The organism is Hoyosella altamirensis, assembly GCF_014191505.1.
GTDB classification, from domain to species: Bacteria; Actinomycetota; Actinomycetes; order Mycobacteriales; family Mycobacteriaceae; genus Hoyosella; species Hoyosella altamirensis.
This window is the reverse complement of sequence record NZ_JACHWS010000001.1, coordinates 1,442,432-1,462,826: the sequence shown is the minus strand read 5'-3', so window position 1 is coordinate 1,462,826 and position 20,395 is coordinate 1,442,432. Positions and strand designations below refer to the sequence as shown.

The following is a 20,395-nucleotide window of genomic DNA, read 5'->3' as shown; positions in this document are numbered from 1 at the left end:
TCACTCCAGTAGGCCGTTTCGCATCGCCTCGGCTACCGCAGCCGCGCGATCGCTGACGCCGAGCTTTTCGTACAGACGCTGTACGTGCGTCTTGACCGTTGAAGGGGCTAGAAACATCTGCCGACTCATTGCCGGGATGCTCATTCCCTGCGCCATAAAAGCGAGTACCTCCCTCTCCCTAGGACTCAGCACCGGCCCGGCAGGCTGGTTCCGTCGACGAATCTCACTGATGAGTCCCGCGGTAAGGCCGGCGGGGAGCACTTCTTTCCCGCGAGCAGCGTCCAGCACAGCGCGAATAATCTCCGCACGAGTCGATTCCTTCGGCAGGAACCCGGCGGCGCCCTCTTGTAACGCGCGGTACACAATTGCGGACTCGTTGTGCGCTGAAAGCAACAACACCCGAGTCGGCAATTCGTCGCGATGCACGGCTGCGGCCACCTGCGTACCGTCGAGCTGCGGCATGCGGTAGTCGAGCAAAGCAACTTGCGGACGATGCTCTCGGATCAGCGCCAGCGCACCGACACCATCATCTGCCTCCCCTACGACATCGATTGACCCGCTGGCAGTTAAGGCGCGGACGACGCCGTCGCGGAACAGTGGGTGGTCGTCGCCAACAACCACCCGGATTTTCTCTGCCACCTCATTAGCGTGGCACTGTCAGCGGCACAATGCTGCGTAATCGGGATCGCACCGTACCAAGGCGCACGCGGGCCTCGCTTACCGGCGGCGGAGGTCAGTGTCCCCCAATCGGTGGAACGCTGGTTCCACCGGCGTATGGCCTGGTAGGAGGACTGTTTTGAGTGCGGCTTCGCGGGATAGTTATCTCATCGCCGGAACGAACCGGACACCACGAACCAGAAATCCCGCCCCGGAAGGAATCACCAAAATGACCACCATCGATCGCACCCAGACTCACCGCCGCCGCATCATCATCGGCGCAGGACTTGCCGCGCTCGCCCTCACCGGCACCGCGGTCGGCCTGGCCGGAGCCGCCCACGCCGCCATCCCGGACTATCCAGCGACGATCACAATGTCGATCACGAACAACACGGACCACACGATGTACCTGCACGGCTCCGACAACCCCTACGGTGACTGGATCCAGGCACCCACCCAGACGATCGGTCCGCACGAAACCGAAACAGTCAGCGCGTCGACCTGGAACCAGAACGGCTTCGCCATCGACGCCACCTACGGAATCTCCGGCACCAACAGCGAGGCCGTGTACTTCGCCAACAACTACCCCGGCGCGCAAACCGACACTCAGGGCACCCGCATCGACGGTGACAACACCGCCAACCTCGGCATCAACTCCGCCGTCACGACCGGCGCACCATACATGGTCGCCAGCTACACACTGACCAACCTGCTCGGGTAAGCCGTCATTGCCCTGGACGGCCGTTGACAGTCTGCCCACCTCGCAGCGACAACCTGGATAGTTGTCGCTGCGAGGTGGGCAGACCAGTGTCATCTCCTGCGACCCCGAGTGCAGTAGTGAGAATAAACTCGGTGGCCTCAACCTCGGGAGGCCTGTTATCGTGGCGGCATGCATTTGATCTTTGAGTGACGGACCCATCTGATTACTCCGACCCCGTTGAGAAATCCGGGTCGGCAGTAACGGTGAACTTCTGACCCCTGTGGGTCTCCGTCAACTCATGTGCGGGCAATCGAGCCGCATTCCTTTGGGAGAGAAATGCCTTCAACGATCACTCCTGCGCGTTCGGATGCGCAACTTGTCCTCTCTGATATCGCGGTCGCGTTCGGCGGCACACCTGTACTGAGCGGCGTCAACCTGTCCGTGACTCCAACCTCACGGTGGGCGGTGGTGGGCGAAAACGGCCGCGGCAAGTCCACGCTTCTGCACGTCCTCGCCGGAACCCAGGCGCCGCACAGCGGCACCGTTTCGCGTGTCGGCACTATCGGCCTCGCACAGCAAGAGATGCTGACCACAGACGAACGGACTGTCGGGCAGGTCGTGGCAGATTCGATAGCTGAGTCTTTAGCAGCGCTATCGGAACTCGATGCCGCATCCCTCAGCCTTGCATTGAGAGAGCCGGAGGCTGATGAGCGATATTCGGTCGCACTCGAACAGGTCGAGGCGTTGGGTGCGTGGGACGCTGAGCGCCGTGTCGGTATCGCACTAGACGGTCTCGGTGCCGAAACCGATCGTTCGCGCCGCCTGACCGAACTGTCTGTTGGACAGCGCTACCGGGTTCGGTTGGCTTGCTTGCTCGGCGCGGATGACGACTTCCTGTTGCTCGATGAGCCAACCAACCATCTCGACCGCGCGGGGCTCGACTATCTGACCGTAACTCTTCGGGCCAGAGTGGGTGGAGTGGTCGTGGTCAGCCACGATCGGGCTCTGCTTTCCGATGTCGCGCAACACATCCTGGACCTGGATCCGACCCCAGACGGTCGTCCCCGTGTGTACGGAGGGGGCTACACCGGCTACCGCGATGGACGCGCGGGCGAGCGGGCGCGGTGGGAACAAGAGTATGAGCAGCAACAGACTGAGACCGCCAGGCTCCGTATCGATCTCAGTGCAGCGCAGAATCGACTTGTCAGCGGATGGCGACCGGGCAAAGGTACTGGAAAGCACCAACGCGCGACTCGTGCAGCGGGTCTCGTCCAGAGTGTGCATCGTCGGCAGGCGGCGCTGGAAGCTCAGTTGCTGCCTGTCCCCGAACCCCCGCAGCGACTCCGATTTCCCGAACTCCAGACGCGGCCCGGCGCCTCCCTGTTGACCGCCGAGGAGGTGTCGGTCGACGGACGGTTGCGCATACCCACGTCACTTAACGTCGACGGACGGTCTAAACATGTGGTCACAGGCCCCAACGGTTCCGGAAAGTCCACCCTGTTGTCTGTATTGGCGGGAGAGCTGCACCCCACCACCGGGCGAACTGAGAAAGCGGACGGCGTGCGAGTGGTTCTTCTGCATCAAGAATCGCGGCTCCCACTGGATCGCAGGGCAGGCGAACATTTTCGCGCGCACACCGACATGCTGGTCTCCGCCGGCATAGTTCTTCCTGGCGCGACAGTATCGCTGTCGTCGCTCGGACTTCTGCGGTCACAGGAGATCGGCAAGCGAATCGGCGAACTGTCGATGGGCCAGCAGCGCCGCCTCGATCTCGCTCTCGTCCTTGCTTGCAGACCGCAAGTGTTGCTGTTGGACGAGCCGACCAATCACCTGTCCATCGCTCTCGTCGACGAACTGACGGAGGCGCTCAGCACGACGGAGGCAGCGGTGGTGATCTCTACACACGACCGGCAAATGCTGCGCGACTTGGACTCCTGGCCCAGTCTGAGCCTGTCAGGCATTGACTGTCGCGTAACGGCGTAAACATCCAGCGACTGCCACATCCCTCGTCTGGGTGAGAACCAAGACACCTGTGGGGGATGTTCGTTTCGCGGGAACCGCCAATGATCGGTGTATGCCGAAACCGCTGCATTTGATCCCGCCAGTAGTAGCGGGTGTTGCCCTGGCTGTTTCCGCCGTTGTGTCGGAATTCTCCGATAAGCCCAACCCTTTCGCCAACGGCGCCGACACGTTTGGGCATTCGATGCTTCCGCTACCTGGCGTGCTGGTGACGATCTGGTTCCTTGTCGCTGCGCTGGGGTTCCTCGTCTCGGCAACTGCGCTGACGGTCCGGCCGCGCAGGCATGTGCGCACGATCTGTATCACCGCGGTTGTCATCGCCGGCCTGCTGCTGGACCACAGCATTCTGATGGTGCTCGGGTACCTGCCGTACGCGGTGGTTCTAGCAGTCACAGGGAATGTCAACGAGCTTGAGATCCTGGTGTCATTCTCGCTGATGCTGCAGATACTCGTCGCCGCCGGATGCGTTGGGTTGCTTATCGGATTGCATTCATCCAAACGTCATCGCGTTGAGGCACCACGCGACACTCAGCGTGAGATACAGCAGGCAACGAATCGCACACGCAACTACGCGCTCATCGCCATTGCGGCGCCGTTGTTTTATGCCGCTAGCCGAATACTCATGGCTGTCGAGGCTCCCGGATTCCGGCACCAGGAATTTACTGACGAACTAACCACGGCTGGCCTCGGCCTTGCTGGTGCCTCGATCGTCGGCGCGGTGCTCACGCTCGGGTTGTTTCAGCAGTGGGGAGAGCGCTTTCCGCGCTGGATTCCACGGATCGGAGGAAGCAGCGTCCCGATCAATCTGGCTGTCTTCCCCGCCCTGGTTGTCGCGGCGCTGATCATGGCCGCATCTCGGACTATTCTGCTGCAGATCGTTACCGGCGAAAGCGACGCGATATCCGAGATGACTGAAGTCCCCCTTGTTTTGCTTCCGCATTTGCTGTGGCCGGTGTGGTCGATCGCCCTCGCTATCGCGGCCATGTCCTACCGGCGCAGGCGTCTCGTGCAGCGAGGCTCGGTGAGACCGGCGTCCGTGAGACCTGAGGCTCAGGCCCAACGCTCCCCCTCGGCCTCGCCAGGCCGCAAGGGTTAAGCCAGCCACGCCATTACGCGGCCCCGGGCCCAGCAGCGGCCAACGGCCTCAGCGTGCAGAGACGAGTGATCGAACAGTGCGAGGCCAATGATGCTGTGCCCAGAGGCTCTGCGATCACCGAGCGTCGGTATCGACGGCGCGACGCCGACCCCCTCCGCTGAAACCCACGCCACTGGGCGGTGTGTCGCCGCTTCGTCGAGTCGATGCAGGAATCGCAAACGGTCTTCAAGTGAGAATCGCGACAGGGCCCACGTCGTGATGACGACAGGCAACGCTTCTGCCGGCACACACGCAATCGCGTTGGGCAGCGCCTCGACAGCATCACCACGAAGAAGCTGCGGAGGGTCCGTCGCCGCCAACGCCATCTCTGCTTCAAGCCTTACGATCTGCTCCCGTTGATCCGGCCACAGGGAAGCGCGCAACCAGCGTGTTTGAACCGAATCAGCCACATCGACGGGATCGAGATCGACACCAACACGGGCGATGACCTCGGGCATTACGTGCGTCGGGAGGGGCGGTTTCCCACGATCGAAGCCGACACCTGTACGGGTGACGACGAGTTGCCCAGTGATTGTCTATTGCTGTACGTGATGCCGACGCGGTCGACATTGAGATTGAGTCCCGCGGAACACTCCATGTCGATTAGCCCAATCATGTTGGCGCCCAACCGATGTGCCGCCTCGGCGACGGCGGGATACAGAACGGCATTGTGCCCCGTCACGTTGGTCCGCGGCTGCCGCTGCGCAACGATGGCGGAGATCGAGTCAGTCATTCGCAGTAGCGTGTCGATCGCCGCGGTAGCAGCCACGTCGCCGTCTGCACTGTCGTAAGCGGCGGCAAGTTCGGGTGCTCGTCCAGCGAGCGCAAGGTCGTGCAGCGCCGCAAGAATCACCCTGGGGTGCCGCTTACGCGCGGGGAAGGCCTCGATGGTGTGCAGCGCCTCGCTGGAGTCGCTGAGTGCGAGGGCGACGTGCGCGCACAGTGGCGATTCCCTCGCGGCCTCTGTCTCACCAAAGTGCCGGTACAGCTGTGCGAGTGAGCGAGTTTCAGCCACAGTGCTGAAGACTTACTGTTTTGCCGGTACCCGCATCGGTGCCTGTCATCACTTACATTCCTTCCCGTCCTATTTCAAGATGGAAGCGCAACTCATCGACCACCGCACCCCGAACTGTCTCTCGCTGTTGGGTCCCGTCAGGCTGCCAGCCGTGTGATCTATAGAAGGCCTGGGCTCGTTCGTTTCCAATCATCACCCACAACTCGAGCTGATGGATGTCCGCGGCACGAAACCTATCGAGCGCAGCGTTGATCAGCACACCGCCGATCCCCTCTCGCCAGTGATCTGGGTCGACATACAGCGCCATGACGCGACCCATCGGAGGCCGGATCGCGGTGGTCACAAATCCACGGATCGCGCCATCGTGATCCTGCGCCACGACAGTTAGCGGCCCGTCGGAGTCGAAGGTGTAACCCGCCGCGAACTCACCGATGTCAAGCCTGTCGAGGAAGCCTCGCGGCAGAAGGCCCGCGTAGCCGCGCTGCCACGACCGAATGTGCATTTCCGCGATCTGCAACGCGTCAGCAGAAACGGCTCGTTGGAGCTTCACGCGCCCACAATATATGCTATTGCCTGGTCAATATTGATGGTCCTGCTAATTGCTGGGACGACGCTAATCGCCACACGTCGCTGCCCCGCTAATCCCAACACGTTGAATATCCGGAATCAGACGTCGCAAAAATCGTTCGCGCGGTGGATGATTGTTCGCTAAGTTTACCGGATGCTGCCAACTCGCCGAAAGAATGTCCCGGCCTGCTGAGCGACGTCCTGAGCTCGACCGCGCCGCGATGACTGACGTACTCGCTGAGCTGTTCTCGGAGCAGATCTCCGTTTACCGGAAAGTTTTAGCCAATATCGCGGCCGAACGAGGCTTGCCGCGCACAGATCCTCCTTGGCCGAATGGCACGTCCCCGATCGATGGAGCGTCCTTGACGGATCCCGCATTGCGGGTAGCTATCGTCCACAGTTTCCAGAGTGCAGGAGACCTAGGCTCCTTCCGTAACAGTCTCGATCCTGTCTGCCTACGAATACATGTACAGGGCTACTCGAGCCAGTTTCCCAATCGTCAATCGGCGAGAAGCAACCTGCTCGACGAGGTTTCCGAAGCTGAAGGCGAGGCGTGGGCCCGTGCACTGCTGGGCAAGTATTGGTCTGACTACGCCTACGAGCTATTGTGGCACCGTCGCGTAAGCGATCGAGTGCGGGCCCGTATGTGGTACAAGCAGCGAATTTATGTTGTACTCCTCGCGCAGAACGGCACCCCGCTGCTAGCGCCAGACAACTTCGCGTGGAGTCGGGTTTGGCACGCGATCGAACATGCACGGAAGCTCGATCCAGACCCGTCATCAAACGAACTGCTCTCGTACATCGAGCGTTTCGGCCCCTATGCCGTTACCGCGGGAATCCGGGATCCGCATACCGAGCCAGATGGTGGCTGGCGGGTGGAAATGACGGGCGAGAGCCTCGAGGCCCTGACTGAGACAGCTCGCGAAACCTTGCGGCACTTGCGGAACAAGGTACGCGTGCGCGGAGTTGTGGACAGCGCTTTCCGCCCGGTCCGAATTCACGTCGAGGATCACTCGATCGTCGTGTATTTCCACTGGGCTAAGAATCCGAACACGTTCGCATTGTCGGTCCCGATGCCGCAATCACCAGGCGATTTCCGTGGCCCGCCTGTGGATACACCTGGCCGGTACGCAAGCGAAGCACTGTTCAGGTGGCAAGAAGATCTCCGGACAGGATTACTCGTGTGGGGAATCCGCACCAGGATCGGCAAGACGATCCATGTCTCCACGCGCCGAATCGATCATGAACATTGTGAGTTCGGCATCGGTCCTGTCCCGATGCACGAAAAGTCTGGAGTCTGGCTGGCCGATGCTGGACTCAGCATTGAAACACCGCGTGCGTCAATAAATTCGGGAACTCTAGCGGCATGGATCCAGGCATACCCGAACAAAAAGTACGCAAAGCCTTTCGTCGGTCATGCAGCCGCACGGTGGTTGGACCAGACCACCGCATGCATCGATGTTCTCGAGGTCGTGCAAGGGACTGAAAGTGTCGTCACTGGACAGCTTGCACACATAATCACGCATACGCTCGCCAACATGGGTGCGCGGCTGATAGAAACGCCATTCGACTGCGAGTCCCTCGCCGCTCTTGGGTATGAGCAGCGTCCCATCATCGGTGGAATGCAACTCGATGTTACGACGATGCCATGACCCCGCCGAGACCAGCGTTGTGGATGATCGAGGACCTTGAACCGTTTCCCGACGCGCCACAGGTCGGTGAGGTGTGCGAACCCTCAACGTACTGGGCTACACCCGAAATGCGAAGTGTCCCTCGTGAACTAACGTGCGAGGTCGCGGCCCAGGTGGAAGAGGTGACCATCCACGGGCGAACGGAACGAGTCGCGCACCTCGGCAATGGGTTCACGACGATGATCCCGGACGGCATCGACGCGGTGGGTGAAACGACGCTGAGGGGATTCCTGGTGTGGGATCGCTATCTATGGTCGACTACGACACGAAGCCCGCAGGCCGGGTTCTGGTGACCGAACGCGCATCGATCTGCCGTCGTGCAAACCGAACGCCCACCGAGCATTTCGGGTGGTACAACGTGAACCATGTGGGACCCGCGAGGTTGCATCGTGGCGAAAGCGTCCCGGTGAACCACGACGTCGTCTCTTACGCATTGCGTGTCACACCGGTGGGCACACAAGGCGAGTAGGGCGTTCGACCGGCCAGCATCATTTCGCTTTGCGATCCCGCACTGCGAGAAGCAGTACGAGAAGACCTAGCGCAGTCTGCGCTGCTACTGATGGGCCCACACCAGTCGATGTTTCTTGGATACCGAGCAGTACGTCTCGCGCGACTGCCGACCCCGTCAGAACACCAACGATCGCGGTGACTCCCCCGGAAATCCATGTAAGTCGTTGACCCGATCTTAAACCCAGAACCACGAAAGCCGCCCCCAGGAACGTGAGGTATCCCCAGTGATAGGCGGCGACGGGCAGGAGACCCGGTACTGCCACTATCGCGAGGAGCGCGGCGAGCCCGTATCCCACGCGGCGTTCAGGGACAGTTCTGCGCGCGGTCATGCGCATCCGCGCTATCCAGAGTCCAGCCAGGGCAACAGCGACCGCGATGGCCGCTTCCCAATTCGCCATCACCGCTTGTCCGTAGAGCGCGGTGATCGTCGCGACCATCAGGATTCCAGTCGACAACGCGAGGAGTGAGGGTCATGCCGAATCCCTATGAGACCCAGGTTGTTGCAAAGTCGGCCTACCTGTTCAGAAGCCATGCAATAAGCGCCACGATCCCGACGAGCAGGACGATGAGCAGCAGCAGGGTGAACAGGACTACGAGCACGATCAGCCAGAAGACTCGGCGACGTATCTGAGCTCTGGTCAGTTCTGGGTCGGTGACGTGGCGGTCGAGCAGTGCGACGTTGCGGTTGTTCGCTTTGAACCACACGTCGAAGACAGTCCCAAGGATAGGGATGGCGCCGAATATTGCGTCGATTGCGACGTTGAACAGCATCAGCGCAAGTGTTGAGCCGCGTGCTCCGAAACGGACAGCCTGGATGACGATGCCCGCGCTGATCACCATGCCGACGGCGTCTCCCCCGCCAGGGACGAGGCCGAGAATGGGATCGATGCCGAACGTTTGTTTGGTGCCGGGGATCCGGAACCTCGAATCCATCACGTTCGCGAACCGGCGGATGTGTCTCTTCCGCTGTTCAACGAGTTCGGCAGGCTGGTGCTGTATGGTCACGACTCCAGTATTTCAGGGGACTGGACATGCCGTTCGTCGGCGCTCCAGTTCTACCCTGTTGGCCGCTCGTTTTTCGGGCCAGTGGGACGGCGCGCGGATCGCCTTGGGGACTCGCGACCGTGCAGGATCGTCTCGGCAGTGAGCGCGACAGTGCGATCTTTGTCAAGCGTCAACTGTGAAAGTGCTTGCATGGCGGCAGGGCCGGGAAGCTCAGCGAGTGCCTGGGCCAGACGCAACCGCGTACCGGCCGCGGCGTCGCCACCAAGCTTGTCAACGAGGGTGCGGACAATCTCCTCGGCGATGCCGGAACTGTCGGCTAGCCTCCCCAGGTTCTCAGCGGCCTCGACGTCGCCCGTTCCCGCAACCACCATGTCGATCAGAGTGGGCACCGCGTCCACCTGTCCCCGCGCCCCGAGTTCAAGCGCCGCGCGCCTGCGGACCACGTCATCGGAGTCAGCGAGCGTGCCCAGAAGCAAACCCGTAGCTTCCGGGCTCTGTACCGCCGCGATAGCCAACACAGCTCGCCGCCGCACGTCGACATCGCGAGAAGCCAAACCTGCTGCTACCCGCGCCAATCCGTCGCCGCCTGCGCGCGCCAGCGCCCACATCATCGCTCCAGCGACGTTAGGGTCGGCTTCACTGAGCACCGCATCGGCCAGAACTTCCGCCGGCAAGGGCGCGTCTGGCGATGCAGACAACACGGCTCGCTGCCGGAGCGCTGCATGCTCTGAGTCCAGGGCACGAAGCATTCTGATGATGCCCAGCACATCACCCCAATCACTTGGCTCCGTTTCTTCGACTCTTTGGAGCCTTGCGAGCAGTTCTTGCTCACGGTCGATCCTGCGCTGGGTCTGGCGTATCAAGTCAGTTACCAGATCGGCTGGTGCGAATTGCGGGTCGTCCAGTACGCGCTGCACGTCACGCAACGACAGCCCCAGTGACCGCAGGCTTTCGACGTGGAAGATCCGCTGAATGTCATCGGAGGAATACTCACGGTAGCCACCCGATGTGCGCCCCGTCGGGGTCACCAGGCCTAGGGATTCGTAGTGCCGAAGCATGCGGGTGCTCACCCCCGAGCGTCGCGACACCTCGCCGATCAACACTATGAGTCCCCCACCGGCGCCGGACCAGTATTTGCGATCCGATTGGCGTATTCCAGCGCGAAAGCGAACTCGCTGTCAGGGTCATGCAGCAGCCGCTCGGTCGCGATCGCGTGGGCACGCACCGCAGGGTTAGCACTCTTCATCGCGACGCCCAACAGCGACGGGACCGTTTCGCCGAGTGCAATGAGGGCACGGCTCAAGCTTAGCTGTATGTCTTCATCTCCCCGTCCAAGCTGCGTCGAAAGCAGGGTGGCCAGCTCAGCTTCGCGCCCTGGAGGTACGAGTGCGACGGCAGCTCGCCATGCGCTGCGCGCGACCTCGTCGTCCGCATCGCGCAGCAATTGTCCGGCTATCTCGGGCCACGCACTCTCGTCACCAATCTTGGACAGTGTGTGCAAGGCCTGGCTGCGAGCCTGCGCGGCCTCTGAGCGCAGCTTCTCGAGGAGTTTCGGCACAGTAATCGCTGCCGGGTGCCGGGTCAATGCCCATGTCAACATGTCGCGCACGAAGAAATCTGGTTCGGTGCCGCACCGCATGATAAGCGGTTCAACGAGCCTTTCGTCAGGTCTCGTGCCGGCAATGAGAGCCGCACGCAGCCGTGTCGAGGATCGAGTAGCAGCTAGTGCGTCAATAAGGCGGGTGTCCAGGTCGTTGTTGGTTGTCTTCATCGCAACCGCCTCCTTCCCTGGACAGTTAAGACCTTGTCATCGTGTCAAGGTCAAACCCGCCGGAGGAGTCGCGCGCAGCGCGGTTATCCGCCGCCTTTGGCAAGGTAGTCGGCGGGATCGAAGAGCAGGCGTAGTCGCTGGATCTTGCCGTCGACGAACGAGAAGAACTCTGTCAGACGCACGACGCCTTTCGGCATGTGCGCGTCGTAAATGACGGCGGAGCCGTGTGCGTCGTGGACTTCCTGGATCAGGTCGATCTTGCTGACGTTTGCGATGAAGCCTTTGACTCCCTCCACGAAAAGGGCAGCCCCTATTTCGTGTCCGGCAATCGGGCCCTCGAAGTCGAAGTCCTCCACGAGCAGGGGCGAAAGTTTGTCGCCGTCGCTATAGTCTTTGATCCCCTGCGTGAGGATGCCGTAATAGGTCTTGAGCGCGGATGGCGCGCTACTGCTGACGACTGTCATGGCGACTCCATTCAGTGGTGTTCTGGTTGAAATTCTAAACAGACCAGACAATTAGATCAACCATCTTGCTAGTATCGATCTATGCGCTCGTACAACCAGTACTGCTCGATGGCACGCGCTCTGGACATAGTTGGCGACCGTTGGACTCTCCTGATCGTTCGGGAGCTGCTGACGCAAGGGCGTTGCCGCTTTTCAGACTTGCGCCGAGGATTGCCTGGAATTGCCAGCAATCTCCTGGCAGACCGCCTCCGGGACATGGAAGCGGCCGACTTGATAGTTCGGCATCACGAGCCACCGCCTGTGGCGACATCCCTGATCAGTTTGACCGGCCGTGGACGTGACCTTGGAGGGGTTGTACGCGAGCTGACCCGATGGGGAGCCCCGTTGATGGCTATTCCCCCGGCCGACGACGAGTTCCGGATGCACTGGTTCTCACTGCCACTGCGCTACTTGTGCCGGGACAACTCACCTAATGCACCGGCTACCAGTGTTCGGTTCGGTGACTTGCACGATGGCTGCGACGTCATCGCTGGAAATGGCGAAGTCGAAGTCCGTCCGTGCTCCACCGATCTCCAGCCCGATGCCACCGTTGCAGCGCCCCCGGAGGTTCTCGTGGCGGTCTTCACCGGACAGCTCAGCGTGCGGGTCGCTAAAGCTGAAGGCCTGGTGATTGACGGCTCGATCAAAGCGTTCAATCGGATACTGCCGAAGGGAAGGCGTCATGACTGACGGGCGTGAGGTACTCAACCGCCATCTACTCGACGAGATCGCGCATGATTTCCAGGATGACCACGATGTCACACTGGGAACAATGTTCCGTAGCCCAGGGCTGCGGGTCGAAGGCAAGGTCTTCGCGTTCCTGGGCAGCAACGGCGAGCTGATCGTGAAGCTGCCAAAGGCCCGGGCGGCCGAGCTCGTTGACGAGGGAACCGCTGAAGCTGTGGTGATGGGAAAGCGGACGATGCGGGAATGGATTGTCCTCCCCGCAGAAGGGGACTCCGCATCTACGCTCGCGCTGTGGCGGGACCTGGCGTACGAGGCGTATCGGTTTGTCGGCGCGCTGAGTAAGTAGACCAGCTTAACTAGCGAGTCGCTCCATCCGGACGAGCAGCGCCGCAGACGGCATCACAGCACCGCTGCAATACGTGGACAATCGTGAACGCGACGTCCCGAGGGCACGCGCAAACTCCTCGCGACTCAGTCCAGAGCGTTCAACGCACGCGCGGACTCTGCGAGCAACCTCTGCACGCTCTGACGCCTCTGCCGACGCGCGGGCACGTGCAATGGTCGACCGCAGGAGAGCCCCTACGCCGTATGGGCTTTCATATCCGAGGTATTCCTCAACCTGCCGTGCTACCACTCCCCATGGTGACGTTCGGATTGCATTGATGACCGGTATCCAGTCTTGCAGGGTTCCGCGCTCAATCGTCGCCACAATCGCTTCATAAGGCCACTGGTCGACTGGTTGATCCGGAGACCCTTCTACGTTCCGGAAGGCAAAGCTCATGATCTCGCCTCAACAATCGCGTGGGCCAACTCCAAGCACGCTGCGCGTACGGTCCCCCATTGGTGCCAATTTGCGTCGAGCCCCTTGTATGCAGCCAGTTGTTTCGTGACCGCTGAATCTCGTGGATTTGGCTCGGCAAGACGCTGTACTAGTGCGGTCACAACCGAATCCACCCCGCGCGACCGGTCGTCGTAGTATTCGTCGATCGACGCTAGGACCGCGGCCGATTCGTCGATGCCAATCCGGTCAGCCAGTGCAACGACGTCTAAGTAGTCGCGCACCTGGTTACGCTGGACGACAAGGTACGCCTTGACGCGCACCATCTCGTGCAGAGTCGGTATCTGGAGCCGCCCTGCGCGCGGTATCTCGACTTCGGCGACCTCTAATGCATGGGTCCGCCGGAGTTGGCGCAAACCTGCTTCAATTCCACCCAGTGTTCCCATGAGGGTCATCGGCGGGCGACTCGCTCGGACACTTGTCGCCCACCCGTCGGTCGCTTCGACGGCCTCAAGGATCTGCTCGTAGCGTTGAGCCAGGTCAGTCAAAACATGGTCGTGGTCGAAGGACTCGCGATGGCTGGCATAGAGAGCTGCTGCGGTTCCTCCGACGAGAACCGCGTCGGGAACCACCTGCTGAAGCTTTACCGCGGACTCAATCACCTTCTGAAGCCTTGCCGGTAGTTCATGAAAGTTGCTGATGTCGCGCACTCATTCAGTGTATCGGATCTGATACAGAAATCCTCCCGAACCACCGGACGAGTTGGTGGTCTAGATCCTGCTGCTCATCCCCCACCCAGACGACGTGGCCGTCAGGGCGCAGCAGGATAGCGGGCACATCCAGTTCGTCGCTGTGGTCGACGATGTGGTTGATCCGGTCCGCCCAGCCCGCAACCGACAGGCCCGTCTGATCCACGAGAACGCCGCGGCCACCGTGCATCTGCTCGTACAGTCGCCCACGCTGCAGTCTCACGTCGCGCAGCCGCCGGCCGAGCAGTTCATGTCCTTCGCCGACGCTGTACCGAACCGATATCGCAGTGATCTTCTCAATCAGAAACCGATTCACGTCCTCGAAGTCCATCAACTCCGAGACCAGCCTGCGCACCGACTGCGGACCGGGATCCGTCGACAGCAGCACCCCCTGCGCGCGAGGGTTCTCGAGCACGTCAGTCGCCACAGGGCGGCGTTCCGTTTCATAGGTATCCAGCAGCCCCGGCGGCCCCCAGCCATTCACTTCGGCAGCCAGTTTCCAGCCAAGGTTGAACGCATCCTGAATGCCGAGATTGAGGCCCTGTCCACCCATCGGCGGGTGGATGTGTGCCGCGTCCCCGGCAAGCGACACCCGGCCGGACCGGTAGCGCTCGGCTAGCCGGGTAGCGTCGCCGAACCGGGACAGCCAGCGCGGCGAATGTACACCGAAGTCGGTTCCAGCGAACGCCCGCAACTGCTGTTTGAACTCATCGAGGACCGGCGCGACCGAGCGATCCTCGGACACCCTTGCGGCGGGCACCACAACCCGATACACGCCATCACCGAGAGGTCCGAGGCCAAACCGCTTCTCCGTCTCGCGAACTTCAGCTACCACGGTCATCACCGTCTTCAGTGCCGCATCGGCTTCCATCTCACCCAAGAGAATGTCGCACCTGGACGGCTCGCCGGGAAACCCCACGCCAAGAAGCTTGCGCACCGTGCTCCGGCCTCCATCGCAGCCGACAACATAGCGCGAGCGCAAATGCGTCCCGTCAGGCAGTTCGACGGTCACGCCTTCGCCGTCCTGCCTGAGCCCGACTACTTCACAGCCGCGCCGGAGATCGGCACCCAGTTCTGCGGCGCGCTCGGCCAGAAGGCGATCCGTGATGGTCTGAGGAATACCAAGGACGTAGGGGTGCGCAGTGTCCAGTCCCCTCGGCGCGGGCTTATCGATTCCTGCGAAGAAGCCACCTACGGGGTATTGCTTCCCCTGTGCGAGGAACCGCTCAAGGAGACCGCGCTGGTCCATCACCTCAATGCTGCGCACATGCAGGCCGAGCGAGCGGACCCACTTCGGCGCTTCGCTTTCTTTCTCCAGCACCACCACTTGCACGCCGTTTAAGCGCAGCTCACTAGCGAGCATCAAACCCGTTGGTCCCCCGCCGACAATGATCACATCAATCATGCGAAGCCCCCATCTCCCCAGGTCTGGCCTGGACCGGGCTATTCTGCGACATCAAAGGGGGTCTTGCCGCAAGACCCCTATTCCCCTATATGGTGAAGAGGGTAGAGCGCTCAACCGGTCGGCGTCGCGAAGACTTCCGGGTCGTTGTCCCGTCCACCGTTTGAACGCGCGGGAAAACGCGGCGGCGTCGTTGTATCCGAGACGGGTGGCGACTTCTTCGATTGTCAGCTGGCAACCGATAAGGAGTTCGCGGGCCATCGTAGAATGCACTTCGTCGGCGAGCTCGCGGTATGAAGTCCCATCATCTGCAAGCTTGCGGCGCAGGGTCCGCTCATCGATCTGCATGTGACGGGCGATCTCCACCATTCCTGGCGGGTCGTCTAAGCGGGCGAGAATGCGTGCTCGGACGTGGGCGGCGACGCCTCGGCGCTTACGGCGCTTCTGCAAGATTTCCGCGCATTGAGCTTGCATCACGCGTGCGGTGACTGGATCGGCTTGCGGCATCGCATCGTCGAGAAGGTGCCGGGTGAAACCGATAGCATGCTCAGGTTTCGCGACGCGGATATCGGCTCGCGGGGCGAGCAGTCGGAGTGAGTTCGCGCGCGGTCCGTCGAATCGGGTCTCAATTCGGAACCCTGGACGGGTCCCCACGATGACCGGGGCGAGGGTGAGCATCTTGGCGAGTTCACGTTCGGCAAAGAAGTCACGAACATCGTCGGGGATCTCGGTGTCGTCGAAGATAATCCGCGCGCCGGTGTCGTCCTCCACGTAGACGGGTCGGATGAAAGCGAACGACAGCGCTGAGTAGCGGGTGCCGAGCCGGGCTAAGTCGCGCACAGTGGGGCTCGTGATCATCGTGAACCCCCAAATCCCGAAACTGCCAAGCGTGTATCGGCTGCCCGCTTCGACACCGAGTCCCGGACGATCACCCAAGCGACGCAGCAAGTTGCGAGCGATTGCCAGCTCCTGCCCGGCCTCGATCTCGGCACCGGGATCGTGAAGGTCGGACACCTGCAAGCCGGTGCCGGCCAAAGCGGCAGCACCCGTCAGGCCGCGTGACTCGCCGATTTCGACAAGAATTCGCGCGGCGACGGCGCTTCGCGTGTGGTCCCATGACGGGCCGGTGGCTTCATTCAACATGTCCGGAAATGACATTACGCCTTCCGGAACGGCCATGGTCGCGGATGGAAGCCAGACCTAGAGTTCCTGCTCGTGACCACCACAACGAAGATGCTCCCCGACGAACTTACTTTGCGGCTGGCGGCTGCATTGAACGGAACCGGGCCGACGGTGACACTGAATGCGCCGTTTACGGGCGAACCGCTTGTCACACTGCGTACGTCGACCGCAGCCGATGTCGCGGCTGCCTTCTCACGTGCCCGCGGTGCCCAGGAAGCGTGGGGCGCGACTCCCCCGAAAGTCCGCGCCGAGGTCTTCATCAAGTACCACGACAAAGTGCTGCGCAATGACGAGCTGATCGACCTCGTGCAGGCCGAAAACGGCAAGTCTCGGAGCAGCGCGTTCGAGGAAACTCTGGACGTCGCGGGGCTTGCGCTCTATTACGGCCGTACCGCGCCAGGCTGCCTCGCACCACGAAAGCGAAAAGGTGCTCTACCGATGGCCACCCGGGCCACGGAACGGCGCCGCCCGAAAGGTGTCGCCGCCGTGATCTCGCCGTTCAACTACCCCCTTTCCCTGGGCGTGTGTGACGCGATTCCGGCGTTGCTGGCTGGCAATGCCGTCGTTCATAAGCCGGATACGCAGACCGCTATGACGGCGCTTCGCGCCCGTGAACTAATGGTCGAGGCAGGATTGCCGGAGGGGCTATGGCAGATCGTGGTTGGGGAACCGGATGTGATCGGCCAGTCGCTGATCGACGGCGCCGACCATGTTTGCTTCACAGGCTCGACGCAGGCCGGGCGCCGTGTCGCGGCGTCCGCGGCGCAGCGGTTAATAAGCTCGACGCTCGAACTCGGCGGGAAGAACCCGATGATCGTACTCGAGGACGCCAACCTCAACAGTGCGGCGAAAGGAGCTGCGCGAGCCTGCTTCTCGACGGCTGGGCAGCTGTGTCTGTCCATCGAACGCGTGTATGTCCACGAAAGTGTCTATGACACGTTCCTCGACAAGCTCGTCGCGCACACCGCGAAACTGAAGCTCGGCAGCGGACTCAATTTCGGATACGACATCGGCACCTTGAGCTCGCAGCGTCAGCTCGACAAGGCGGTAGCGCACGTGAGCGACGCAGTCGCCGCAGGCGCGAAGACTGAGATAGGCGGGCGGGTCCGCCCCGACATCGGGCCGTACTTCTACGAACCGACTGTTCTGACGGGAGTCACCTCGGAGATGGCGGTATACCGCGAGGAGACGTTCGGACCGGTCGTATCTGTCTACTCGTTCACTGATGACGCTGACGCGATCACCAAGGCGAACGACTCCGAGTTCGGCCTTAACGCAAGTGTCTGGAGCAAGAACGTCGGGCGGGCGCGTCGTGTCGGTGAACGCCTTCAAGTCGGCACAGTGAATATCAATGAGGGCTACGGCTCCGCCTATGCCTCCAACGACGCCCCAATGGGCGGTATGAAAGCTTCCGGGCTCGGTCGCCGTCACGGCGAGCAAGGCCTGCTCGAATACTGCGAACTTCAGACTGTCGCCAGTCAGCACGTCATTGGGTTCGATCCACCGCCAGGCATATCCGCCGCGAAGAATGCCACTTTGCTCACGTGGATCTACAAGTTCATGAAGGGAATGCGCATCAAATGACAGCATTTTTGGGGCACAAGGAACCGCGAGAACCACTACTTGGAGACAGGGTTATCGCGATCACTGGTGGCGCACGCGGCATCGGATACGCGATCGCCCGCGCCGCGAAGCACGCAGGCGCAATGATCGCAATCAGCGACATCGATGAAGGCGCGCTAAACGAGGCCGCGAACACCCTGGACGCCGATTATTCGGCGAAGCTGGATGTGACAAATCCCGACGCGTTCGCGAAGTTTCTGCATGCCACCGAATCCGCACTCGGCCCGCTGGATGCGCTGGTCAACAACGCCGGCATCATGCCGACTGGTCCGCTGCTCGAGCAAGCGGATGACCTCATCCGCCGTGTCATCGAGATAAACACGCTTGGTGTGATCTTCGGTACGAAACATGCGCTGGAGCTCATGGTGCCGCGCGGCCGCGGCCACATCGTCAACATGTGCTCGACAATGGGTGAGACCGCGATTCCTGGACTCGCTGTTTACAACGCTAGCAAGGCGGCCACCGTACTGTTCACCGATTCCGCCCGCCTTGAGCACCGCCACACTGGCGTCAAGTTCTCAGCGATCTTGCCTGGCACTGTCAGCACCGAACTCGCGGCCGGGCTCACCAATCCACCCGGGGTGCGGGTTGCGACAGTCGAGGAGGTCGCCTCCTCAGTCGTCAAAGCGATGGCGAGCACCGAATCACATCGACGCGTGTATATCCCGGCGCTTTTCGGCATGATCACACGTGGCTCCGGACTGATGCCCAAACCAGTTCAGGAGGCATTCCTCCGCCTGCTCGGCTCTGAGACGGCAATTCTGCAACCTCACAACCCCGCTGCGCGCGCCGCCTATAACGACCGCGCCGGACAAAGCTGAAAGGTGAAACCATGAACACAACAGCAACCGCGAATCTGAGCGACCTCGCCAGTAAATGGGCGGCCGAAACGCCTGACGCAGTGGCCATTCGCTACGGCGACTCTTCCTGGACCTGGGCGCAATGGGACGACCGCATCGGGAAACTTGCTGGCGCGATGCGCGCGGGCGGCGTCACTCGTGGCGATAGGGTGGGGTTTCTGGACAAGAACCATCCCGCATGTCTCGAGACCATCCTTGCCGCGGCCCGATTGGGCGCAACCGCAGTGGTTCTGAACTGGCGGATTGCTGGCGACGAGCTCGACTACGCAATTCGGGATTCCGGCATCACAAGGATCTTCTGTGGCGCTGAATTTCAGCCGAATGTAGCGGCAAGCGAGACGCGGATCGGCAACCTGGCGCACGTCATCGAAATCGGAGGAGATAACGACACGTACGAGATCCTCCTCCGAGACGCGCAACCGGTCGCGGCGCAGCCCGATGTGTCGCCCGACGACGTCTGCGTCATCATGTACAGCTCCGGCACAACCGGGCGCCCGAAAGGGGTAATGCTGAGCCAGCGCAACCTCGTGACCCACACCGAGAACGTCGCCACGCTCTTCCACTTCGATCGCGACAGCGACGTGAATCTCGTTGCGATGCCACTTTTCCACGTCGGCGGCACGTCGTATGCGCTGCTCGGTATTCACGCTGGCGTACCGTCGATCATCACCCGCGAGCCGGATGCGGCGTCCCTGTTCGGTGCGATCGCCGCCGGCGCCACCCGCGCATTCCTTGTGCCCCCGGTTATCTCGGCGGTCCTCGCTGCGGGGCCGCAGGCAATTGCAGGGTTCTCGAAGTTGCGTTTCATCGGCTACGGTGCTGCCCCAATGCCACTCCCGACCGTGCAGCGTGCCCTGGCCGAATGGCCGGACACCAAGTTCGTCCACGTCTACGGACAGACCGAGTTTGCCGGAGTTATCACGCTGCTTGATCCGGACGCCCATCGCGACGAAGTCCACCCCGAACGGCTGCGGTCCACGGGAAAGCCCGTTCCCGGTGCTGAGGTTCGCGTGGTCGACCCCGTAACCGAGCAGGATGTCGCCCCCGGGGCGCACGGCGAGTTCTGGTTCCGCACACCACAACAGATGGTTGGTTACCTGAACCGTCCGGAAGATACCGCCGCGACAATCACCGCTGACGGCTGGCTACGGACCGGCGACATCGGCCGCGTTGACGAGGACGGCTACGTCTACATCGAAGACCGGATCAAGGACATGATCATCACCGGAGGTGAAAACGTCTACTCACCCGAGGTGGAGCGTGTCCTGACCGGTCACCCAGCAGTCGCCGACGTTGCCGTGTTCGGCATTCCGGATGAGCACTGGGGAGAGTCGGTCATGGCCGTCATCTGCGTAGCGGAAGGGCAAACGCTGACAGCCGAACAGGTCCAGTCATTCGCGAGAGAATCGCTCGCCGCCTACAAGACACCCCGCAGGGTCGAGTTCATCGACGCCATCCCCCGGAACCCGAGTGGCAAGATCCTCAAACGCGAACTGCGGGAGCCGTACTGGCGAAACCACGACCGTCAGGTCTGAACCGGA

General features: G+C 61.7%; 21 protein-coding genes and 2 pseudogenes. 11 read left to right on the top strand and 12 right to left on the bottom strand.

Going from position 1 to position 20,395, the window contains the following annotated elements:
- Entirely contained in the window at positions 1 to 627 is a 627-nt protein-coding gene (locus tag FHU29_RS07150; RefSeq protein WP_064442198.1) for a response regulator transcription factor, read from the bottom strand.
- 259 nt (positions 628 to 886) lie between these two features.
- Between FHU29_RS07150 and FHU29_RS07145 the strand changes: the two genes are divergently transcribed.
- The 3 genes from FHU29_RS07145 to FHU29_RS07135 all read left to right on the top strand — a co-directional run bounded on the left by FHU29_RS07145 (position 887) and on the right by FHU29_RS07135 (position 4,472).
- Positions 887 to 1,378, top strand: a complete 492-nt coding sequence (locus tag FHU29_RS07145) for a hypothetical protein (protein ID WP_064442166.1) — start codon at positions 887 to 889, stop codon at positions 1,376 to 1,378.
- Between the two features lie 315 nt (positions 1,379 to 1,693).
- Positions 1,694 to 3,340: an ABC-F family ATP-binding cassette domain-containing protein gene (locus tag FHU29_RS07140; RefSeq protein WP_064442167.1), complete on the top strand. Its 1,647-nt coding sequence runs from the start codon at positions 1,694 to 1,696 to the stop codon at positions 3,338 to 3,340.
- A gap of 91 nt (positions 3,341 to 3,431) precedes the next feature.
- Positions 3,432 to 4,472 carry a hypothetical protein gene (locus FHU29_RS07135; RefSeq protein WP_064442168.1) on the top strand — a complete coding sequence of 347 codons (1,041 nt, stop codon included), beginning with the start codon at positions 3,432 to 3,434 and terminating at the stop codon, positions 4,470 to 4,472.
- Here FHU29_RS07135 and FHU29_RS07130 read toward each other — a convergent pair.
- Together FHU29_RS07130 and FHU29_RS07125 are read right to left on the bottom strand one after the other, a co-directional pair.
- Positions 4,469 to 5,526 (bottom strand): annotated as a pseudogene (locus FHU29_RS07130) (DUF2332 domain-containing protein). The gene FHU29_RS07135 and the pseudogene FHU29_RS07130 overlap by 4 nt on opposite strands.
- 52 nt (positions 5,527 to 5,578) lie before the next feature.
- Positions 5,579 to 6,076, bottom strand: a complete 498-nt coding sequence (locus FHU29_RS07125; RefSeq protein WP_064442169.1) for a GNAT family N-acetyltransferase — start codon at positions 6,074 to 6,076, stop codon at positions 5,579 to 5,581.
- Between the two features lie 238 nt (positions 6,077 to 6,314).
- Here FHU29_RS07125 and FHU29_RS07120 point away from each other — a divergent pair, with 238 nt between their 5' ends.
- Both FHU29_RS07120 and FHU29_RS23090 read left to right on the top strand, forming a co-directional pair.
- The gene (locus tag FHU29_RS07120; protein WP_232323061.1) at positions 6,315 to 7,745 is read left to right on the top strand and encodes a hypothetical protein; all 1,431 of its coding nucleotides are present in this window, start codon (positions 6,315 to 6,317) and stop codon (positions 7,743 to 7,745) included.
- Positions 7,742 to 8,077, top strand: a complete 336-nt coding sequence (locus FHU29_RS23090) for a hypothetical protein (protein ID WP_232323062.1) — start codon at positions 7,742 to 7,744, stop codon at positions 8,075 to 8,077. The genes FHU29_RS07120 and FHU29_RS23090 overlap by 4 nt, the downstream gene beginning before the upstream one ends.
- 195 nt (positions 8,078 to 8,272) lie before the next feature.
- Here the strand turns inward: FHU29_RS23090 and FHU29_RS07110 are convergent, their stop codons facing one another.
- From FHU29_RS07110 to FHU29_RS07090, 5 genes are all read right to left on the bottom strand, one after another.
- Positions 8,273 to 8,749 carry a hypothetical protein gene (locus FHU29_RS07110; RefSeq protein ID WP_157095357.1) on the bottom strand — a complete coding sequence of 159 codons (477 nt, stop codon included), beginning with the start codon at positions 8,747 to 8,749 and terminating at the stop codon, positions 8,273 to 8,275.
- 58 nt (positions 8,750 to 8,807) lie between these two features.
- Positions 8,808 to 9,299 carry a DUF4112 domain-containing protein gene (locus FHU29_RS07105; RefSeq protein ID WP_064442172.1) on the bottom strand — a complete coding sequence of 164 codons (492 nt, stop codon included), beginning with the start codon at positions 9,297 to 9,299 and terminating at the stop codon, positions 8,808 to 8,810.
- A 50-nt stretch (positions 9,300 to 9,349) separates the two neighbouring features.
- On the bottom strand, positions 9,350 to 10,402 hold the full coding sequence (locus tag FHU29_RS07100; protein WP_064442173.1) for a MerR family transcriptional regulator: 1,053 nt from the start codon (positions 10,400 to 10,402) through the stop codon (positions 9,350 to 9,352).
- On the bottom strand, positions 10,402 to 11,070 hold the full coding sequence (locus FHU29_RS07095; RefSeq protein ID WP_064442174.1) for a HEAT repeat domain-containing protein: 669 nt from the start codon (positions 11,068 to 11,070) through the stop codon (positions 10,402 to 10,404). The genes FHU29_RS07100 and FHU29_RS07095 overlap by 1 nt, the downstream gene beginning before the upstream one ends.
- An 83-nt stretch (positions 11,071 to 11,153) precedes the next feature.
- Positions 11,154 to 11,534 carry a nuclear transport factor 2-like protein gene (locus FHU29_RS07090; protein WP_064442175.1) on the bottom strand — a complete coding sequence of 127 codons (381 nt, stop codon included), beginning with the start codon at positions 11,532 to 11,534 and terminating at the stop codon, positions 11,154 to 11,156.
- An 81-nt stretch (positions 11,535 to 11,615) separates the two neighbouring features.
- Between FHU29_RS07090 and FHU29_RS23835 the strand changes: the two are divergent.
- From FHU29_RS23835 to FHU29_RS07080, 3 genes and pseudogenes are all read left to right on the top strand, one after another.
- Positions 11,616 to 11,855 (top strand): annotated as a pseudogene (locus FHU29_RS23835) (winged helix-turn-helix transcriptional regulator); the annotation flags it as partial.
- A 66-nt stretch (positions 11,856 to 11,921) separates the two neighbouring features.
- The gene (locus FHU29_RS23085) at positions 11,922 to 12,263 is read left to right on the top strand and encodes an SCP2 sterol-binding domain-containing protein (protein ID WP_232323063.1); all 342 of its coding nucleotides are present in this window, start codon (positions 11,922 to 11,924) and stop codon (positions 12,261 to 12,263) included.
- Positions 12,256 to 12,606 (top strand): TfoX/Sxy family protein, encoded by a 351-nt coding sequence (locus FHU29_RS07080; RefSeq protein ID WP_064442177.1) that lies wholly within the window; start codon positions 12,256 to 12,258, stop codon positions 12,604 to 12,606. Before FHU29_RS23085 ends, FHU29_RS07080 begins: the two co-directional genes overlap by 8 nt.
- Positions 12,607 to 12,612: 6 nt before the next feature.
- Here FHU29_RS07080 and FHU29_RS07075 read toward each other — a convergent pair whose 3' ends face one another.
- From FHU29_RS07075 to FHU29_RS07060, 4 genes are read right to left on the bottom strand one after another with little or no spacing between them, the layout of a single operon-like run.
- Positions 12,613 to 13,041: a helix-turn-helix domain-containing protein gene (locus FHU29_RS07075; RefSeq protein WP_064442178.1), complete on the bottom strand. Its 429-nt coding sequence runs from the start codon at positions 13,039 to 13,041 to the stop codon at positions 12,613 to 12,615.
- Positions 13,038 to 13,748, bottom strand: coding sequence for a hypothetical protein (locus tag FHU29_RS07070; RefSeq protein WP_221194689.1), 711 nt, complete (start codon positions 13,746 to 13,748; stop codon positions 13,038 to 13,040). Before FHU29_RS07070 ends, FHU29_RS07075 begins: the two co-directional genes overlap by 4 nt.
- A gap of 4 nt (positions 13,749 to 13,752) precedes the next feature.
- Positions 13,753 to 15,192, bottom strand: coding sequence for a rifampin monooxygenase (gene rox / locus FHU29_RS07065; protein ID WP_064442179.1), 1,440 nt, complete (start codon positions 15,190 to 15,192; stop codon positions 13,753 to 13,755).
- 51 nt (positions 15,193 to 15,243) lie between these two features.
- Positions 15,244 to 16,332, bottom strand: a complete 1,089-nt coding sequence (locus tag FHU29_RS07060; RefSeq protein ID WP_064442200.1) for an AraC family transcriptional regulator — start codon at positions 16,330 to 16,332, stop codon at positions 15,244 to 15,246.
- A gap of 72 nt (positions 16,333 to 16,404) precedes the next feature.
- On the opposite strand from FHU29_RS07060, the gene FHU29_RS07055 reads away from it, so the two are divergent.
- From FHU29_RS07055 to FHU29_RS07045, 3 genes are read left to right on the top strand one after another with little or no spacing between them, the layout of a single operon-like run.
- The gene (locus FHU29_RS07055; protein ID WP_232323064.1) at positions 16,405 to 17,955 is read left to right on the top strand and encodes a succinic semialdehyde dehydrogenase; all 1,551 of its coding nucleotides are present in this window, start codon (positions 16,405 to 16,407) and stop codon (positions 17,953 to 17,955) included.
- Complete coding sequence (locus FHU29_RS07050) at positions 17,952 to 18,815, top strand: SDR family oxidoreductase (protein WP_064442180.1); 864 nt, start codon at positions 17,952 to 17,954, stop codon at positions 18,813 to 18,815. Before FHU29_RS07055 ends, FHU29_RS07050 begins: the two co-directional genes overlap by 4 nt.
- 11 nt (positions 18,816 to 18,826) lie before the next feature.
- Positions 18,827 to 20,389, top strand: coding sequence for a long-chain-fatty-acid--CoA ligase (locus FHU29_RS07045; RefSeq protein ID WP_064442181.1), 1,563 nt, complete (start codon positions 18,827 to 18,829; stop codon positions 20,387 to 20,389).
- The last annotated feature ends 6 nt before the right edge of the window (positions 20,390 to 20,395 follow it).

Excerpts from the sequence above, each read along its gene's own strand:
- FHU29_RS07135 (WP_064442168.1), top strand. The coding sequence starts at position 3,432 with ATGCCGAAACCGCTGCATTTGATCCCGCCAGTAGTAGCGGGTGTTGCC.
- FHU29_RS07140 (WP_064442167.1), top strand. The coding sequence starts at position 1,694 with ATGCCTTCAACGATCACTCCTGCGCGTTCGGATGCGCAACTTGTCCTC.
- FHU29_RS07045 (WP_064442181.1), top strand. The coding sequence starts at position 18,827 with ATGAACACAACAGCAACCGCGAATCTGAGCGACCTCGCCAGTAAATGG.
- FHU29_RS07060 (WP_064442200.1), bottom strand. The coding sequence starts at position 16,332 with ATGTTGAATGAAGCCACCGGCCCGTCATGGGACCACACGCGAAGCGCC.
- FHU29_RS07145 (WP_064442166.1), top strand. The coding sequence starts at position 887 with ATGACCACCATCGATCGCACCCAGACTCACCGCCGCCGCATCATCATC.
- FHU29_RS23090 (WP_232323062.1), top strand. The coding sequence starts at position 7,742 with ATGACCCCGCCGAGACCAGCGTTGTGGATGATCGAGGACCTTGAACCG.
- FHU29_RS07090 (WP_064442175.1), bottom strand. The coding sequence starts at position 11,534 with ATGACAGTCGTCAGCAGTAGCGCGCCATCCGCGCTCAAGACCTATTAC.
- FHU29_RS07080 (WP_064442177.1), top strand. The coding sequence starts at position 12,256 with ATGACTGACGGGCGTGAGGTACTCAACCGCCATCTACTCGACGAGATC.
- FHU29_RS07075 (WP_064442178.1), bottom strand. The coding sequence starts at position 13,041 with ATGAGCTTTGCCTTCCGGAACGTAGAAGGGTCTCCGGATCAACCAGTC.
- FHU29_RS07050 (WP_064442180.1), top strand. The coding sequence starts at position 17,952 with ATGACAGCATTTTTGGGGCACAAGGAACCGCGAGAACCACTACTTGGA.
- FHU29_RS23085 (WP_232323063.1), top strand. The coding sequence starts at position 11,922 with ATGGCTATTCCCCCGGCCGACGACGAGTTCCGGATGCACTGGTTCTCA.
- FHU29_RS07095 (WP_064442174.1), bottom strand. The coding sequence starts at position 11,070 with ATGAAGACAACCAACAACGACCTGGACACCCGCCTTATTGACGCACTA.
- FHU29_RS07120 (WP_232323061.1), top strand. The coding sequence starts at position 6,315 with ATGACTGACGTACTCGCTGAGCTGTTCTCGGAGCAGATCTCCGTTTAC.
- rox (WP_064442179.1), bottom strand. The coding sequence starts at position 15,192 with ATGATTGATGTGATCATTGTCGGCGGGGGACCAACGGGTTTGATGCTC.